Source organism: Streptomyces sp. NPDC059668, assembly GCF_042734135.1.
GTDB lineage: Bacteria > Actinomycetota > Actinomycetes > Streptomycetales > Streptomycetaceae > Streptomyces.
Genome location: NZ_JBHWEL010000004.1, coordinates 223,498 through 239,845 on the forward strand (window position 1 = coordinate 223,498; position 16,348 = coordinate 239,845).

General features: G+C 69.3%; 14 protein-coding genes and 2 pseudogenes. 8 read left to right on the plus strand and 8 right to left on the minus strand.

What is annotated here, in order from left to right; translation table 11 throughout:
• Positions 1-324: 324 nt before the first annotated feature.
• The gene (locus ACFV2J_RS05745) at positions 325-1,977 is read left to right on the plus strand and encodes an alpha-keto acid decarboxylase family protein (protein ID WP_385086058.1); all 1,653 of its coding nucleotides are present in this window, start codon (positions 325-327) and stop codon (positions 1,975-1,977) included.
• 139 nt (positions 1,978-2,116) lie between these two features.
• Here ACFV2J_RS05745 and ACFV2J_RS05750 read toward each other — a convergent pair whose 3' ends face one another.
• Positions 2,117-2,653, minus strand: coding sequence for an RICIN domain-containing protein (locus ACFV2J_RS05750; protein ID WP_385086056.1), 537 nt, complete (start codon positions 2,651-2,653; stop codon positions 2,117-2,119).
• Positions 2,654-2,941: 288 nt separating this feature from the next.
• On the opposite strand from ACFV2J_RS05750, the gene ACFV2J_RS05755 reads away from it, so the two are divergent.
• The gene (locus ACFV2J_RS05755) at positions 2,942-3,658 is read left to right on the plus strand and encodes a hypothetical protein (protein ID WP_385086054.1); all 717 of its coding nucleotides are present in this window, start codon (positions 2,942-2,944) and stop codon (positions 3,656-3,658) included.
• A gap of 299 nt (positions 3,659-3,957) precedes the next feature.
• Here ACFV2J_RS05755 and ACFV2J_RS05760 read toward each other — a convergent pair whose 3' ends face one another.
• The 4 genes from ACFV2J_RS05760 to ACFV2J_RS05775 all read right to left on the minus strand — a co-directional run bounded on the left by ACFV2J_RS05760 (position 3,958) and on the right by ACFV2J_RS05775 (position 6,501).
• Positions 3,958-4,224: a DUF4235 domain-containing protein gene (locus ACFV2J_RS05760; protein ID WP_385086052.1), complete on the minus strand. Its 267-nt coding sequence runs from the start codon at positions 4,222-4,224 to the stop codon at positions 3,958-3,960.
• A 5-nt stretch (positions 4,225-4,229) separates the two neighbouring features.
• Positions 4,230-4,700 (minus strand): DUF3618 domain-containing protein, encoded by a 471-nt coding sequence (locus ACFV2J_RS05765; RefSeq protein ID WP_385086050.1) that lies wholly within the window; start codon positions 4,698-4,700, stop codon positions 4,230-4,232.
• Positions 4,697-5,125: a phage holin family protein gene (locus tag ACFV2J_RS05770; RefSeq protein ID WP_385086077.1), complete on the minus strand. Its 429-nt coding sequence runs from the start codon at positions 5,123-5,125 to the stop codon at positions 4,697-4,699. The genes ACFV2J_RS05765 and ACFV2J_RS05770 overlap by 4 nt, the downstream gene beginning before the upstream one ends.
• Before the next feature lie 326 nt (positions 5,126-5,451).
• Complete coding sequence (locus tag ACFV2J_RS05775) at positions 5,452-6,501, minus strand: YihY/virulence factor BrkB family protein (protein WP_385086048.1); 1,050 nt, start codon at positions 6,499-6,501, stop codon at positions 5,452-5,454.
• Positions 6,502-6,670: 169 nt separating this feature from the next.
• On the opposite strand from ACFV2J_RS05775, the gene ACFV2J_RS05780 reads away from it, so the two are divergent.
• Complete coding sequence (locus ACFV2J_RS05780) at positions 6,671-7,495, plus strand: DUF427 domain-containing protein (RefSeq protein WP_385086046.1); 825 nt, start codon at positions 6,671-6,673, stop codon at positions 7,493-7,495.
• A 99-nt stretch (positions 7,496-7,594) separates the two neighbouring features.
• Here the strand turns inward: ACFV2J_RS05780 and ACFV2J_RS05785 are convergent, their stop codons facing one another.
• Positions 7,595-9,226 carry an ATP-binding protein gene (locus tag ACFV2J_RS05785; RefSeq protein ID WP_385437457.1) on the minus strand — a complete coding sequence of 544 codons (1,632 nt, stop codon included), beginning with the start codon at positions 9,224-9,226 and terminating at the stop codon, positions 7,595-7,597.
• 112 nt (positions 9,227-9,338) lie between these two features.
• Between ACFV2J_RS05785 and ACFV2J_RS05790 the strand changes: the two genes are divergently transcribed.
• Positions 9,339-10,115, plus strand: a complete 777-nt coding sequence (locus ACFV2J_RS05790; RefSeq protein WP_385093503.1) for a response regulator — start codon at positions 9,339-9,341, stop codon at positions 10,113-10,115.
• 109 nt (positions 10,116-10,224) lie between these two features.
• Here ACFV2J_RS05790 and ACFV2J_RS05795 read toward each other — a convergent pair whose 3' ends face one another.
• Positions 10,225-11,493, minus strand: a complete 1,269-nt coding sequence (locus ACFV2J_RS05795; RefSeq protein WP_385093499.1) for a phosphatidylserine/phosphatidylglycerophosphate/cardiolipin synthase family protein — start codon at positions 11,491-11,493, stop codon at positions 10,225-10,227.
• A 592-nt stretch (positions 11,494-12,085) separates the two neighbouring features.
• Between ACFV2J_RS05795 and ACFV2J_RS05800 the strand changes: the two genes are divergently transcribed.
• The 4 genes and pseudogenes from ACFV2J_RS05800 to ACFV2J_RS05815 all read left to right on the plus strand — a co-directional run bounded on the left by ACFV2J_RS05800 (position 12,086) and on the right by ACFV2J_RS05815 (position 15,288).
• On the plus strand, positions 12,086-13,411 hold the full coding sequence (locus ACFV2J_RS05800; protein ID WP_385093496.1) for an epoxide hydrolase family protein: 1,326 nt from the start codon (positions 12,086-12,088) through the stop codon (positions 13,409-13,411).
• Between the two features lie 271 nt (positions 13,412-13,682).
• Positions 13,683-14,426, plus strand: a complete 744-nt coding sequence (locus ACFV2J_RS05805; RefSeq protein WP_385437460.1) for a phosphotransferase family protein — start codon at positions 13,683-13,685, stop codon at positions 14,424-14,426.
• Between the two features lie 7 nt (positions 14,427-14,433).
• Positions 14,434-14,705 (plus strand): annotated as a pseudogene (locus ACFV2J_RS05810) (IS630 family transposase); the annotation flags it as partial.
• A 22-nt stretch (positions 14,706-14,727) separates the two neighbouring features.
• Positions 14,728-15,288: a histidine phosphatase family protein gene (locus ACFV2J_RS05815; RefSeq protein ID WP_385093491.1), complete on the plus strand. Its 561-nt coding sequence runs from the start codon at positions 14,728-14,730 to the stop codon at positions 15,286-15,288.
• A 669-nt stretch (positions 15,289-15,957) separates the two neighbouring features.
• Here ACFV2J_RS05815 and ACFV2J_RS05820 read toward each other — a convergent pair.
• Positions 15,958-16,348: pseudogene (locus ACFV2J_RS05820) on the minus strand (hypothetical protein); the annotation flags it as partial.

The following is a 16,348-nucleotide window of genomic DNA, read 5'->3' on the forward strand; positions in this document are numbered from 1 at the left end:
CGGCATCAGCTACTCTCCGTGACACATCGTGTGCCGACGGGGACCGGACGGCACGTCTGAGCGTGCGTGATTGCGGTCATCCCCGCCCCCGTGGATGCCCCCACTCACGTTGTCAGCGGGGAGAGCCGGGACGCGACGGCGCGAGGAAGGCCACGGGAACCCTGTCGAGGGGTCCGGTCACAGGGACTCCTCGCGCAGGTCCGCGCAGGTCTCCTCGTCCGGTCCGCGCCCACCGGTCATCCGCGGCGGGAACGGTCGGCTCCGACTCCGTCGGGCGGTCGCGCCCTGGAGCGGTGGTGCCACCTCAAGGAAAGGAACTTCCTGATGTCCACCACCGTGATCCAACACGTGCTGAACAGGCTGCGGGACATCGGCGTGCGGCACGTCTTCGGAGTGCCCGGCGACTTCGCCTTCCCCGTGGACGACGCCATCGCCGAACACCCGGACATCCAGTGGATCGGCAGCTGCAACGAGCTCAACGCCGCCTACAGCGCCGACGGTTACGCCCGCGTGCAGGGCATCGGCGCCGTGTGCACCACCTACGGGGTCGGAGAACTCAGCGCGATCAACGGCATCGCCGGCGCCTACACCGAGCACCTCCCGCTGTTCCACCTCGTCGGCATGCCCAAGATGCCCGTCCAGGCCCACCACTCGCTCGTCCACCACACCCTGGGCAACGGCGAGTTCGACCTCTTCCAGAAGATGACCGACTCCGTGGTGTGCGCGAGCGCCATCATGACACCGCAGAACGCCGCCGCCGAGACCGAGCGGCTCATCGCGGCGGCGCTGTATCACCGCCGCCCGGTCTACATGGCCTTCCCCGCCGACCTCGCGGAGATGCCGGTGGTCGGAAAGGCCCAGCCGCTCTCGGCGCCCGCCAGCGACCCCGCGCAGGTGGAGGCGGCCGTTCAGGCCATCACCGACATGCTCGGCCGGGCGAACAGCGCATGCGTCCTGCCCGGGATCCTCGCCACACGCGTCGGCCTCGGCGCGGACCTCCAGCAGTTCCTCGACGCCACCGGCCTGCCCTTCGCCACGATGATGGCGGACAAGGGGGTCCTGGGGGAGGACCAGCCCGCCTACGTCGGCATGTACGACGGCAAGCTCATGAACGAGAGCGTCCGCCGCTTCGTCGAGGACGGTGACGTCGTCGTCCTGGTCGGCGCGATGATGCACGACTTCAACACCGGAGCGTTCACGGCCAATCTTGACCCAGGGCGCACCATCGACATCCGTCATCACCACGTCAGCGTCGACGGCATGACCTATCAGAGCGTGGAGATGAAGGACCTCCTCCACGCTCTCGCCCAGAAACTTCCCCGCAAGCAGTGGCCGCGCCCCTCGGCCGAGGTGACCCGCATGCCCCAGGCGGCCGGCACCGGCGACGACTCCATCACCGCCGAGAACCTCTACCCGCGCTGGGAGAACTTCCTCAAGGCCGACGACATCCTGGTCGCGGAGACCGGAACCGTCTCCATGGGCATGGCCTTCGCGCGGCTGCCCCACGGCGCCACCTTCCAGAACCAGTCCCTGTGGGGATCGATCGGCTGGGCCACCCCCGCCGCGGTCGGCGCGGCCGTCGCCGCCACGGACGAGCAGCGCGTCGTCCTGGTCACCGGTGAAGGCTCCCACCAGCTCACCGCCCAGGAGATCAGCCAGTTCGGGCGGCTCGGGCTGCGCCCGGTGGTGTTCGTCCTGAACAACCACGGCTACCTGATCGAGCGACTGCTCTGCAAGGACCCGGACATCGCCTACAACGACCTGGCCAACTGGCACTACTCGGAACTCCCGAAGGCCCTGGGCTGCGACGACTGGTTCACCGCCCGCGTGTCGACCCTCGCCGAACTCGACCAGGCCATGGAGACCGCGGCGAAGGCCGACACCGGGTGCTACATCGAGGTCATGACCGACACCTACGCGGCCCCGCCCCTGGCCAACAAGCTGCACGAGAACATCGAGACGCTCTACTCCACGTAGACCCACCGGCGCGCCTGCGCCGGTACGGCACTTCGTCCAGCCCCGCGGGCAGGGCGGTGGCACACTCGGCCGCCGCCCTGCCTCCGGACGCCACACAGGAGCCCGAACCGCACCGATGCCGCCCCCTCTCGGCCCACGGTCAGACGTCGATGATCCGCCAGCGCTCCTCGTCGGCGTTCTTCCACTGCCGGGTGACGACCTGGAAGTCCTGGGACGGCAGCTCGTAGGCGTCGAGGTACCGGCTGTTGCTCGCCTCCTGGATCGTGAAGGTCCCGTTGGCGGACGGGAGGATGATCCACGCCTGGGTGGCGTCGTTCTCCGCGGTGCGGGTGACGACACGGAAGTCGTCGCCCGAGCCCTGGTAGGCGTCGAGATACCGGCCGGTGCTCACCTGCTGGATCGTGGACAGGCCGTTGCTCAGGTCGGTCAACAGCCAGTGCTGGGTGTCGTTGTTCTGGAACGGCCGGGTGACCACGCGGAAGTCGAGGCTCTCGATCTCATGGGCGTCCAGGAACCGGTGGGTGTCCGCCTGGTCGATGGTGACGACACGCTGCGCCACCACGGTCGGCGTGGCCGCCGGCGAGGCGTGGGCTCCGGCGGCGGTGCCGAGCAGCGAGACGGCCGCCATGACCATCGCCAGGACGCTGCCCGGGACCACCCTCCTGCGCACGTTCATGAATGACTGCCTCTCTGTCGCGGTGTCCGATGTGTTCCGGCAAGCAGCGTGGTGGGCCGGACCCCGCGTGTCGCGCCATGTGCCGCTCAGCGGACCGGAGCACCGACGTCCGCGCCCGCCCGTACGGACGTCCTGGCGGCCCGGCCCGGCCCCGCGCGGGTTCGGGGCCCCGGAACCGGTCCGCGGCGTGCCTGATCGTGGGTCCCACGAGGACCCGTCGGCCTTCTTCTCCCGTGAGAGGGCAGACGATCAGCGTCGTGTCGGACGCAGTGCGAAAGGACATCGCCCATGGTGAAGAGCCGCGTCGACGCCCGGGTGAGGCATCCCAGACACGAGCGTCGTGGTGAGGCCAGACTGCCCGGAGTGGTCGTCACGCTCATCGCGATCACCCTGTACGTGGCCCTGCCGCAGCAACTGCTGGTCGCTCCGCGCTATGTGCTGCCCGCTCTGGAACTGCTCCTCCTGGTGCCGCTCGTCGCGGTCAACCCCAAGAGGCTCACCCGGCAGACCAAGGCCATCAGGTTCTCCTCGCTGACTCTCGTCCTCGTCATCGCGGCCAGCAACCTCACCGCGCTCGGCATCCTCATCCACGAACTGATCCACGCCGATGTCAAGGACGGCCGTTCCCTGCTGGTCGCCGCACTACAGGTGTGGCTCACCAACATCATCGCCTTCGGGCTCGCCTACTGGGAACTGGACCGTGGCGGCCCGGTGGCACGCACCCAGTCACCACGCGGTGAACTTCCGCTGGCGGACTTCCGCTTCTCGCAGGACGAGAACAGCGACGCCGTGGAGGAGGTCGCGGACGGCGCCAGCCGCACCTCGGACTGGGTGCCGACCCTGGTGGACTACCTGTACATCTCCGTGACCAACTCGACGGCCTTCAGCCCCACCGACACCATGCCGCTCTCCACCCGCGCCAAGCTGCTGATGAGCGTCGAGAGCGTCGCCGCCCTCCTGACCTCCCTGCTGGTCATCGCCCGTGCGGTCAGCGTCCTCCACTGACCGCGTGGCCGGGGCCGGCCGACGCCGGACACCCACCGTCCGCCGCCGACCGTCCACGGTGACCCATGTCCTTGACCCCGCAGGCGATTTCCGTCGTCGAGGCACCCGTGTGCGTCTCCCACATCCGTCCGCACAATTCCCCTGCGGGCCTCACCAGCGACGCACGGCACCGACGATCCGGGGAGCGCAGAAAACGGCGGAAGCCCCCGCGCCACTGAGGGCGGGGACTTCCGCGCGCTGGTGCCGGGGGGTCAGGTCGGTGCAGACGCCCTGCGCCCGACCGGCGTCACCAGGAACCCTCAGCCCGGCCAGGTACCGGTCACCCGGCGCGTGGCGGTGGCACCCGCGCGGTCGACGGCGGCCTTGACTCCGGCGAAGATCGCGCCTTGCAGCGTGGCGGCGAGCAGGACCTCACGCCACGTGCGGTTCTCGTCGGTGGCGGTGGGGGCGTCCTCGGCATGGGTGAGCACCTTCCAGGCCTGTTTGAAGGCCATACCGGCGAGCAGGCCGCCGGCGGCTCCCAGAGCGAGGCCGACCGGCTTGTAGGCGACCTTCGACGCTTTCACCGGCTTCAGCCCTTCTTGCGGCGGAACATCAGCCACGCGAGGGCCGTCGCGCCCCCGGCCGCCACCAGCACCTTGCGGTTGTCCCGTACCGCCCGGGCACCCTGAGCGGCCTGTGCCCGTACCGGCTCGGGAGCCTTCTCCTCCCACACACTCCCGGCCTGCGCGGTCTTCTCCCGGACCTGGGCGACGGTCTGCGCCGCCTTGTCCTTGACCTGCTCCGGCAGCTTGTCCTGCACCGAGTGCGCGGCCTGGGCGGCCTTGGCCTTCAACTCCCCGGCCTTGGCCACGGTGTGCTCCTTGACCTCGGCGGTCCTCTCCTTGACCTCGGCCGTCTTCTCCCTGGCCCGGGCCTTGACGTCGGTCTTGTCGGCCAGCGCCTGGACCGTCTCCCCGAGCTCCGCACGGGTCTGTTCGACCTGCTGACGCAGTTCATCGGGGGTGGCGGCGGTCTGCTCGTGGTCGGACGGGTTGCTCATCGGTGCGCACTCCTCTTGATCTCGGCCACATCGGCCTTCACGTTGTCGATGGCCTGCTCGGGCACGGGCGGCGCCGCCTGGCTGACCTGCTTCTTCCCGGTCAGGGCCAGGACCGCGGCGATCACGCCCAGCACCGCGGTGACGATCAGCGCCGCGGCCCACACCGGCAGCGGCACGGCCAGGGCGGCGATCGCGGCCACCACCAGCGCCTCCAGCATCAGGAAGCCGACGATCCCGGCGCCCCCGAACAGCCCGCCGCTCTTGCCGTAGTGCCTGCCCTTCTCCTTCATCTCCGCCTGCGCCAGCCGGAGTTCGCCCCGGACCAGCTCGGTCAGCTGTTGCGAGGCCCGGTGCACCAGCTCACCCACCTGGTCCGATCCGGACCCCTGCGCCTGCGTGCCGGGCCCATCCGTGTGCGTCCGCACACTCGACACGGCAATCACCTCCCGCCAGATTCCTCGGTCACCGCCGGGCCCTGCGACGAGCCACGGCGGTCAGTGAGGAGGCGAGTACCCCCGACCGAGCGGTTCAGGGCACGGACTGCGAATCAGCCCGGCTTTTCCCGGGTCACGGGACCGCCGCGCTCCGGCTCCGGCTCCGGCGGACACCGCGGCCACATCCGGTGCCGCGGCGTGGACAGGCGGCGTGGACAGACGTCACGGACGGACGGACGGACGGATGGACGGTCCGGTGCGGTGCAGTCCATGAACCGTCGCGACCAGCCTCGTACCGGTCCGGTCCCGGGGCGCCGTCAGAAGTCGCGGAGCCGGCGACGGTCCTCCTCGTCCCACGTGCGGGTGTCGCGCGGCTGGGTATAGGGCTCCGCCTCCGGCGGGTGGCCGCCGGCGATGGCCCGCTGGCGGATCGTCTCGGCGTCGAACTCCAGCCCCAGCAGGATCGCCAGGTTGCTGATCCACAGCCACACCAGGAAGACGATGACCCCGGCCATCGTGCCGTAGGTCTTGTTGTAGGACGCGAAATTCGCCACGTAGAACGCGAATCCGGCGGAGGCGATCATCCAGATCACGAGGGCCAGGAAGCTGCCCGGCGTGATCCAGCGAAACCCCTTCACCTTGGCGTTCGGGCTCGCCCAGTACAGGATCGCGATCATGACGGTGACCAGGAGGACCAGCACGGGCCATTTCGCGACCGACCACACCGCCAGCGCCGTGTCGCCCATCCCCAGCGCGTTCCCGGCCTGCCGGGCCACACCGCCGGAGAAGACCACGATGACGGATCCCGCGAGCGCGAGGATCATCAGCACGACGGTCACACCGACGCGCACCGGCAGGATCTTCCACACCGGACGGCCTTCCGGAATGTCGTAGACGGCGTTCGCGGCGCGGATGAACGCCGCCACGTACCCGGACGCCGACCACACCGCCAGGACGATGCCGACGATCGCCAGGATCGAGCCCGTTCCGGAGTTGTTCCGCAACTGCTCCACGGCTCTGGTGATGATGTCGTGGGCCGAGCCCGGGGTGAGCTGCCTCAGGTTGGTCAGCACCTTGTCCGTGGCCGACCTGCCGATGACGCCCAGCAGGGACACGAGCACCAGCAGCGCCGGGAACAACGACAGCACCCCGTAGTACGTCAGCGCCGCCGCCCGGTCGACCAGCTCGTCGTCCTTGAACTCACGCAGGGCGCCCTTCAGCGCCGCGCCCCACGCACGCTTCGGCAGCTTCGCCGGACTGTCCGGCGCCGCTCGCTCCACCTCCGGCTCCGGGCCGACCTCGTCCGGAGGCAGTACCTCGTCCCCGCCGTGGTGATCGTTCCGCCCTGGTAGATGCAGCTTCGCCATGACGGCCGGGTACCCCCTCTGCCGCCCGCGATGTGCTTGGCTCGCTCCGGACGCCGGAATCACCCGGAATCCCCGCCGCCAGGTGATACGAACCTCGAGGGCCGGACGCCGCCCGGCGAGGGCGTACGGAAGTCACCGCGCGTGAGAGCGAGCCGAAGGAGAGCCGGACATGACCACGATCCCCACCGCGCCGGACATCGTCACCACCCCCGAAGGCCTCCTGTGGGAGCCCAGCGAACGCTGGGTGCGCGGCCGTACCGGAAGCGTCACCGTCGTCGACAGCAGACACCCCGTTCTCGTGTGGGAGCCAGGGGTGCCGGTACCGCTGTACGCCTTCCCGCGCGAGGAGGTCCGCGAGGACCTGCTCCGGCCCGCGAGGAACCCGCGGACCGGCACGCACACCGGATCGCGGATCTTCTACGACCTCGAGGCCGACGGCGAACTGCTGGAGAACGCGGCCTGGACGTTCCCGGCCGACGACCTGGCCGGTCACATCGCCTTCGAGTGGGCGCGCCGCGTCGGACGCGGCCTGGAGCACTGGTACGAGGAGGAGGAAGAGATCTTCGTCCACCCCCGCGACCCGCACAAACGGGTGGACGCCCTCCGCAGCGGGCGCCACGTCCGGGTCGAGATCGACGGCACGGTCGTCGCCGACACCCGTCACCCGGTCCTGCTCTTCGAGACCGGCCTGCCGACCCGCTACTACATCCCGCGCGAGGACGTCCGGCTGGACCTGCTCGAACCGACCGACCACAGCACCGGCTGCCCCTACAAGGGCACCGCCGCGTACTGGTCGTGGCGGGGCGGTGCCGGCGTTCCCGGTGTCCCGCCGAACATCGTCTGGAGCTACCCCGAGCCGCTGCCCGCGGTCGGCGCCGTCAAGGACCTCCTCGCCTTCTACAACGAGGCGGTGGACATCACCGTGGACGGCACGCTCCTCGAGCGCCCGGTCACTCCGTTCACCAACACGCTCTCGGCGCGGTCGTCCGGGTGACGGCAGCGGATGCGGCCCGGGTGGCAGTACCGGGCGCTGCCCGGGTGACCGCGTCGTCGGATGCGGTGATCACGCGCGGCGCCCCTGCCCCGGCCGTGCTCAAGGGGTCGGCTGCGCGCCGGCACCGGTCTCCTCCGAGGCGCCGGCACCGGTCCCCTCCGAAGGGGTGGACAAGAGGCTCGTCTCCGAGGGTTCGCCGGCCAGGGTGAACGTGATGCGGGTGCCGCCCGTGTACTCCGTGTCGACCATGATGGTCCCGCCGTGGAACTCGACGATCTTCCTGCACATCGCAAGACCGATGCCACTGCCGTTGTAGACGTCCTTGGTGTGCAGCCGCTGGAAGATCACGAACACCTTCTCGGCGTACTCGGGGGCGATACCGATCCCGTTGTCGGTGACCGTGAACCGCCACAGCGCGCCGTCGCGCACCGCGGACACGTGGATCCGCGGTGTCTCCTGCGGGCGGCGGAACTTGACGGCGTTGCCGATCAGGTTCTGCCACAGCATGCCCATCTGGGTGGGGTCGGCGACCACCGTCGGCAGTTCGTCCTTGGTGATCACCGCACCGGCCTCTTCGATGCTGACGCTGAGGGCCGAAAGGCTGCGCTTCATCACCGAGTTGAGGTCGACGCTCTGGTGGGCGTGGTGCACGCGGCCGACACGGGAGAAGTCGAGCAGGTCGTTGATGAGGGTCTGCATGCGATTCGCGCCGTCGACCGCGAAATCGATGTACTGGTCCGCCCGGTCGTCGAGTTGACCTCCGTAGCGCCGCTGCAGCAACTGCGTGAAACTGGAGACCTTGCGCAGGGGTTCCTGCAGGTCGTGGGAGGCCACGTACGCGAACTGCTCCAGCTCGGCGTTGGACCGCTGGAGCTCCGTGGACTGCTCGTCGAGGCGCCGGCGTGTCTCCTCGCTGGAGTCCAGTTCCCGTACGAGACGCCTGCGCATGGAGTCGATCTCGCCGCTCAGCCGGCGCAGGTCCGCGGGACCGGTCGGCGTGATGGGATGACCGAAGTCGCCGTCCGCGATGGTGCGGGCGTCGGCCCCGAGCCGCTCCAGCGGCGTGGTGATGCCGCGGCGCAGTGCCTCGAAGATCACGCCCGCGAGCACGGCGATGAGTACGGCGATCGCGCTGAACACCCAGTTGCGCAGCCTCATCGTGGCGGCCAGGTCCGCTCGCGCCCTGACCCGGTCGGCACGCAGCCCGTCCTGCTGGGTGACCACCGCGGAGCGGACCTTGTCGAACGCCGCCTTGCCTGCCGCGGCGCGGTCGGTCGCCAGCGGTGAGGGCGCTCCGGCAGGTGCCGCGGCGATCGGCCGGGCGACCCGTCGCTGCCAGTTCTCCACGGCGTCCTGAACGGCCTTCAGATGGACGAGGCCGGCCTTGTCGCCCTGGAGCAGTCGCGAGAGCCCCGCGATGTCCTTCTTCTGCTCGGCGAGCCCCTGCTGATAGGGCTTGAGGAAGTCCGGCGTTCCGGTGAGACCGTAGCCCCGGATGCCGGTCTCCTGGTTGAGCAGGGCCGACTCCAGGCGGATCGAGGTGGTCAGCGCGGGAGACTTCACGTCCACCAGACTGTCGCTGATCGAGGCCGTCCGCCCCAGGACCCACGCTCCGGTCGCCCCGAGCAGGGCCAGCACGATCAAGGACGCGGCCACGCCGACGCGAAGCCATCGCCGGGTCGTCCACGTGGAAAGGCCCCGCGCACGCGGCACTCTCTCGTCGCCGGTCATTCCCTGACTCCTCCGCTGTGACGGCCGCCGTCAAAGCGGCGCAGCGCACACTGTAGAGGGCGGTCGACAACGGTTGTTGTCGCGGGGGCGGTCCGGGGCCTAGTGTGCGGGTGTGCCTGGCAAGAACTTCGTCGTGCGGACCACCCCGCGGGAGACGGCCGCGGTCGCGGATGCGGCGGTCGGCGATCTCGCGCGGCGCATCGCCCTTCACCTCCTGGGAGACCCCCCACAGCCTCCGTCGGCGGACGATCCGACGCAGGCCCTGACCCTGCTGCACGTACTGACCCACCTCCAGCGGGCAGCCGAACGGCTCCAGCGCGACGCGGCCCAGGAGGCCGCCCGGGCAGGCGCCGGATACCCCCAGATCGGTGAGGCATGCGACATGACTCGCCAAGGCGCCCGACGCCGCTGGCCGGGGCTCTTCCACCACTCCAACGAAGCACCCACGGAGCATCCGATGATGACCACCCCCGCCCGCCCCTTCGACGTCCTGCTCGTCGAGGACGACGTCGCCGACGCCATGCTCATCGAGGAAGCCCTCTCCGAGCGCGGGGCCCGCAACCTGGTCCAGGTCACCGACGGAGTCGCCGCGCTGGAATACCTGCGCACCCCGGACAGCGTGCGTCCCGACCTCATCGTGCTCGACCTCAACATGCCCCGCATGAACGGCCGGGACCTGCTCCGGGTCCTGAAGGCCGACGAGGAGCTGCAGACGATCCCCGTCGTCGTCCTCACCACCTCCTCCGCGCCGGACGACGTGGTCGGGGCCTACAACAGCCACGCCAACGCCTACGTCACCAAGCCCGTGAACCTGGCGGAATTCGAGCAGGCCGTGCAGAGCATCGACGCGTTCTACCTGGAGACCGCGACCCGACCGCCCCGCACCTGACGGCTGCGCCGCGCGGGCCGCGCAGACGGGCGGCGAGCGGCGAGCGGCGGGCGGAGGGTGGCGACCTGAGGTCGGCGGTCGGCGGGCGGACGTCGGCTGGAGGCCGGGGTCACAGGAAGCGGCGGATGGGCACGACGGCGGCCTCGCGTGCCCGCTGCACCAACGAACGCCGGTTCCAGCGCCCCTCCTGGATCAACGTGGCCGACTCGACGTCCTCGTCGAAATGACCGTCGAGGACGGCGGTGAACTCCTGCTCCAGCACCGCGAGCATGATCTCCTCGTCGTGATCGAGTGACCGGCGGTTGAAGTTGGTGGAGCCGACCAGGGCGGCGACGCCGTCCACGGTGATGACCTTGGCGTGCATCATCGTCGGCTGGTACTGGTAGATCTTCACGCCGCAGGCGGTGAGGTCTTCGTAGTAGTGCTGTCCCGCCAGCTGGCAGACCCGCTTGTCCGTGTGCGGGCCGGGCAGCAGGATCTCCACCTCGACGCCCCGGCGCGCGGTGGCACAGAGCAGTTCGATGAAGTAGGCGTCCGGCGAGAAGTAGGCGGTGGCCAGCCGGAAACGGTCCTCGGCCGACTCCAGCATCACCCGGATCAGGGTCTGCATGTCCTGCCAGCCGAAGCTGGCCGAGCCGCGCACGACCTGCACCACCGCGTCGCCCTGCGGCCGGTGCGGGACGAACCGGTCACGAGCGTCGAAGAGTTCGTCGTGGCACTCGGCCCAGTTCTGCGCGAACGCGGCGGCGACGCCGTCCACGGCCGGCCCGCGGACCTCGACATGGGTGTCGCGCCACTCGTTCTCGGTGCGCGCGTCGCCGCACCACTCCTCGGCGATCCCCACCCCGCCGGTGAAGGCCGTCTGCTCGTCCACCACCAGGACCTTGCGGTGACAACGGTGATTCTGCTTGAACGGCGAAAGGGCCAACGGTCTGCGGAACCAGGCCACTTGTACTCCGGCCTGCTCCATCTCCCGCAGCAGGTCCTTCTCGATCAGCCTGCTGCCGAACCCGTCCAGCAGCAGGCGCACCCGCACGCCGGCCCGCGCCCTTTCCGCCAGTGCCTGCGCGAACTCCCGGGCTATGTCGCCCTTCCAGTACACGAACGTCATCATGTCCACGGTGTGCTCCGCGGACCGGATGCCGGCCAGCATCGCCGGAAAGATCTCATCCCCGTTGCGCAGAGCGGTGAGCGCGTTGCCCTCGGTCGCCGCGATGCCGATCAGCCGCTCCAGGCGGCGCCGTATCCGCGCGGTTCGGTCCTCGACCGTCGCTTCTTGGACCGTCGTTTCCTGGACTGTCGCTTCTTGGACTGTCGCGGGGGTCGATGTGTCGACTTCGGGAGAAGGCGACTTCGGCTGGTCCTGGGTACTGGTCATGTCGTCACCTGGCCGGCAACCACAGGAGGCAAGAGGACCGCGCTGCCCCGGTCCGGCGCGGGACGCGGCGAGCAGACTGTACCTCCCTGGAGCAGGGCCCTCGGCGCGAGGGCGGCATCCGACCGGGCGAGACCCCGCACCGACCACGTGTGTCCCGACCGTCCGGCAGAAGGATGAGGCCCGCTTCCCCGGCCCCTCCGCGGGTGTTTCCCCACCGCTCGGGGGTGGGCCCGCTCCAAGGGGCCGCCTGCCTGCACGGACATGCGCATCGTCGAGTGCCTTTCCCGGTCGCCACCAGTGGCCCTCGACCGTCGAGGACCTCTTTCGAGCACCGGCTGCCCCGTGACCGCACGTCGCACGCACCCTGCGGCCCGAGTTGCGTGCTCACGGAGGGATAAATATCGTTACGTCCAGTGACGGTGCCGTCCTGTGAGGACGTCGACAGCTCGTTGCCGCCCGCTTCAGGCCCGGCCGGGGTGGACCTCGCCCGGGCCGCAGTGACCCCGCGCCGGAATTCTGTTGCCGCCGATGACCCATGAGGCTGTCGAGGGTGCTCTCTCGGGAACGATGGAATGACCCAAGGAGATCCGCCATGTCCGAAAACCTTCGGCTGCACTCCCGGCGCATGTTCATCTCGACCTCGGCCGCGGCGATGACCGCGGCGGCGACCGGTGCCTTCGGCCTGTACGCCAACCAGTACTCCGGAAAGCCCGCGGCGGTGAGCGAGAGGACGAGCATCCGCCCCTTCCGCGTGGACATACCGGAGCGGGACCTCACCGAGCTGCGTCGCCGCATCGTCGCCACTCGGTGGCCCGACCGGGAGACGGTCCACGACCAGTCGCAGGGCGTCCAGTTGGCGACCATGAAAGAACTCGCCCGCTACTGGGGGACGAGCTACAACTGGCGGCACATCGAGGAGAAGCTGAACTCCTTGCCGCAGTTCAAGACGGAGATCGACGGACTCGACATTCACTTCATCCATGTCCGCTCCCGCCACGCGAACGCCCTGCCGATCATCCTGACGCACGGCTGGCCGGGCTCCGTCCTGGAATTCCTCAAGGTGATCGAACCGCTCAGCAATCCCACGGCGCACGGGGGACGCGCGGAGGACGCCTTCCATCTGGTCATCCCGTCCATCCCCGGGTACGGCTTCTCCGAGCGGCCGACCACTACCGGCTGGGGCCCCGACCGGATCGCGCGCGCATGGGCCGTACTGATGGAGCGCCTCGGGTACGAGCGCTACGTCTCCCAGGGCGGCGACTGGGGCGCCGTGATCTCGGACAAGATGGCGGTACAGAAGCCCGCGGGACTGCTCGGGATCCACGTCAACTTCCCGGCCACCGTCCCCGCCGACATCGCCAAGAAGCTCGCCTGCGGTGACCCTGTCCCGGCGGGGCTGACCGCCGACGAGAAGGCCGCGTACGAAAAACTCGCCACCTTCTACAAAACGGGCTCGGGTTACTCCGCCATGATGGTCACCCGTCCCCAGACCGAAGGGTACGGACTGACGGACTCTCCCGTCGGGCTGGCCGCCTGGATGTACGACAAGTTCGCCGCCTGGACCTACAGCGACGGCAACCCCGAGCGGGTGCTCACCAAGGACGAGATGCTCGACGACATCACCCTCTACTGGGTCACGAACACCGCCGTCTCGTCCTCGCGTCTCTACTGGGAGAACAACGCCAACAACTTCAACGCCGTGTCGGTCTCCCTCCCCACCGCCATCACGGTGTTCCCCGGCGAGATCTACCAGGCGCCGCGGAGCTGGGCCTCGCGGGCCTATCACGACCTCTTCTATTTCAACCAGGTCCGGAAGGGCGGCCACTTCGCGGCCTGGGAGGTCCCGGACATCTTCACCAAGGAACTCCGGGCCGCGTTCGGGATGTTGCGCAACGCGCGGGGGACCGCGGGCAAGTAACTCAGGACTCCTCACAGAAGTGGTGGGCTCTACCTGGTCAGCGGTCGGTGTCGTGCACGAGGCTGCCGGGTAGCGGGTAGCGGGTAGCGGGTAGCGGGACGCTGTCAGCCGCGCGATCGCACGCGACGAACCGCGATGGCGGGCGACGAACCGCGATGGCGCGCGACGAACCGCGTCGGCGCGCGACGAACCGCGATGGCGCGCGACGAACCGCGGTGGCACGTGACAAACCCGGCGACGCGGACGGTCATCCCCGGGATACTGGTCGTCCATGGATGAGGTCGAGGTTGTCGTCGCCCATTCCGAGCGCGCGACCCTGCGCGTCGGCGATGTGTTCCTGAAGGTGGACGCCGATCAGACGCGCATCGACGCCGAGGTCCGGGCGATGGCCCTGGCGCCGGTCCCGACCCCGGAGGTCCTGTGGCGCAAGCCGCCCGTGCTCGCGATCGCCGCGGTCCCGGGGACGGCACTCGGTGGCCTCGGCGAGCCGTCGACCGCGTCCCCGGCGGCGTGGGCCGCGGCGGGCGCCGCCATCCGGAAGCTGCACGACGCGCCGTTGCCGCCCTGGCCCGGCCGGGGAAAGGGCCCCGACGAGTTGGCGGGGGATCTCGACGGCGAGTGCGAACGGCTCGTGACGAACGGCGTCCTGCCCGCCGACCTGGTCACCCACAACCGCAGGGTCGCCGAGGCCGCGCTCCGGCCGTGGACCCCGAAATTCACACACGGCGACTTTCAGATCACTCACGTGTTCGTCGACGGTGACGAGGTCACCGGCATCATCGACTGGTCCGAGGCGGGCCCGGGCGATGCCCTGTACGACCTCGCCACCTTGACGCTCGGACACGAGGAGCACCTCGACGACGTCGTCGCCGGCTACGGCACCGACGTCGACCTCGACGTGATCCGCGCGTGGTGGTCGCTGCGAAGCCTGTCGGTGGTCCGCTGGCTGACCGAGCACGGCTTCGACCCGTTCGCGCCGGGGTGTGAGGTCGACGTGCTGAGATCCCGGATGTGAGATGAAGAAGAACCGCGTCGAGCTGTGCTTCACGCCGACCTACGCGTCCTGGGCCAATCCGATCGAGGCGTACTTCGGGCCGCTGCGGCAGTTCACCATCACGAACTCCGATCACCGCAACCACACCGTGCAGACCCGGGCCCTCAGTCCTATCTGCGTTGGCGCAATGTGAATGCCCGTCACCCCGACGTGCCGGCAGCCCAGCGCCGCGAGCGGGCCCGTATCCGGAGCGAGAAGGGCATCCGCCGGGGAGGCCGCCCACTCGCCGAAGCAGCCTGACCTAACGAGAAGAGAGCCTCCGATGGCAGTAGAGATCATCTACGAGACTCACGCCACCACCACCGACAACCAGGCGGGCATCGCTACCGGCTGGCTCCCGGGCCGGCTCTCGGAACTGGGCCGCCGCCAGGCCGGGGAACTGGGCGAGCGCCGACGCGGCGACGCGCTCGCGGCCGTGTTCACCTCCGACCTTCACCGCGCCGTGCAAACCGCCCGGATCGCGTTCCCCGGCGGCAAGCCCGCGATCCATCAGGACATCCGACTACGCGAGTGCAACTACGGCGACCTCAACGGAACATCCGCCAACCTCATCGCCGCCCAACGGGTCCGCCGGATCGACGAGCCCTTCCCAGGCGGACAGAGCTACCGCCAGGTCCTGGCGGCCACCGACGCATTCCTCCATGACCTGGCCACTGACTGGGACGGCTGCCGGATCCTGCTGATCGCCCACTCGGCCAACCGATGGTCTCTGGACTGTCTGCTCACCGGAGCATCACTGGATGACCTGCTCGAAGCCCCACCTGCGTGGCGTCCGGGCTGGCGCTATACGCTTCCCGCCGACTGGCCCGCCCCAACCCGGTGAACCTTCTGAGTCACGGCACCAAGTATGAGCCTTGACGCATCAACCCGGTCATCTCATCTCGTGGGGTGCGTCGGCTGCCCTCGCTCCTGAGAAGCGGGATGACATGGATCCGCGGGGTCGGGGTCCATGGACGCTTACGACTTGGACGCTGCGGATCACGGGAGACGACCGACAGTAGCCGGGCCCTGCTCAACGGCCAGGTGCAGCTTGGTCGCGTACTCGCCGCTGCAAGAGCGGCCGATTGTATGGTCGTTGGGCTCGGGCCGGCCGGGTGCCCCCTCTTTCTCAACTGCGGCCGTGAGGTGGTGAGTCCGGCAGACGGCTGAGTCGACCAGTACGGTCCACTCATGTCGTTCACCAGCGTGTGCGACGGCAAGGACTGCCGCGAGGATCTGTTCCCAGGTGCCGGACACGGTCCGTCTGAGCAGGCGTTCGTGAGTTGTTCTGAACGTGCCGGTTTCCTTTGGGAGTTCCCGTCAGGGTGTGCGAGTGCGGTACTTCCGCGGGACGGGATGGCCTCAAAACCGCGGTGGTGATCGGCCCACCGTCGTCCATGGACCTAATCGGCTGGCATGAGCGGGTGGATCTGGTTTCGCATTGCATGGGTGACCGGCAGCCGGGCCAGGCACATCCGATCAACTGGCCAACTCCCCAAAGGTGCGGGTTGTTTTAGGTGGGTGTGTGGGGTGTGGTGGTGAGGTGGGCGGTGAAGACGGTGTGGTTGTTTTGGTGGGCGGTGATGTGGGTGGTGCGGGTGCCGGGGGTGGCTTCGGTGGGGGTGCGGCCTCCGCTGTTGCTGGTGGCGGGGTCGCCGTTGTGGCTGCTGTTGTTGTAGTCGCCACTGTCACCGCCACTGTTGCGGCTGCCGTTGTGTCCGGCGTTGTGGCCGCCGCCACCGCTGTCGCCGTGGCTGTCGCCGTCGCCGCCACCGCTGTCGCCGTCGCCTCCGTGGCCTCCGTCGTCGGGGTTGGTGTGGGTGGTGATGTAGGTGGGGGTGTGGTGTTCGGTGTAGCGGTGGAAGGTGGCGTGGAGGGTGGTGAGGTGGGTGGGGGTGGGGTGG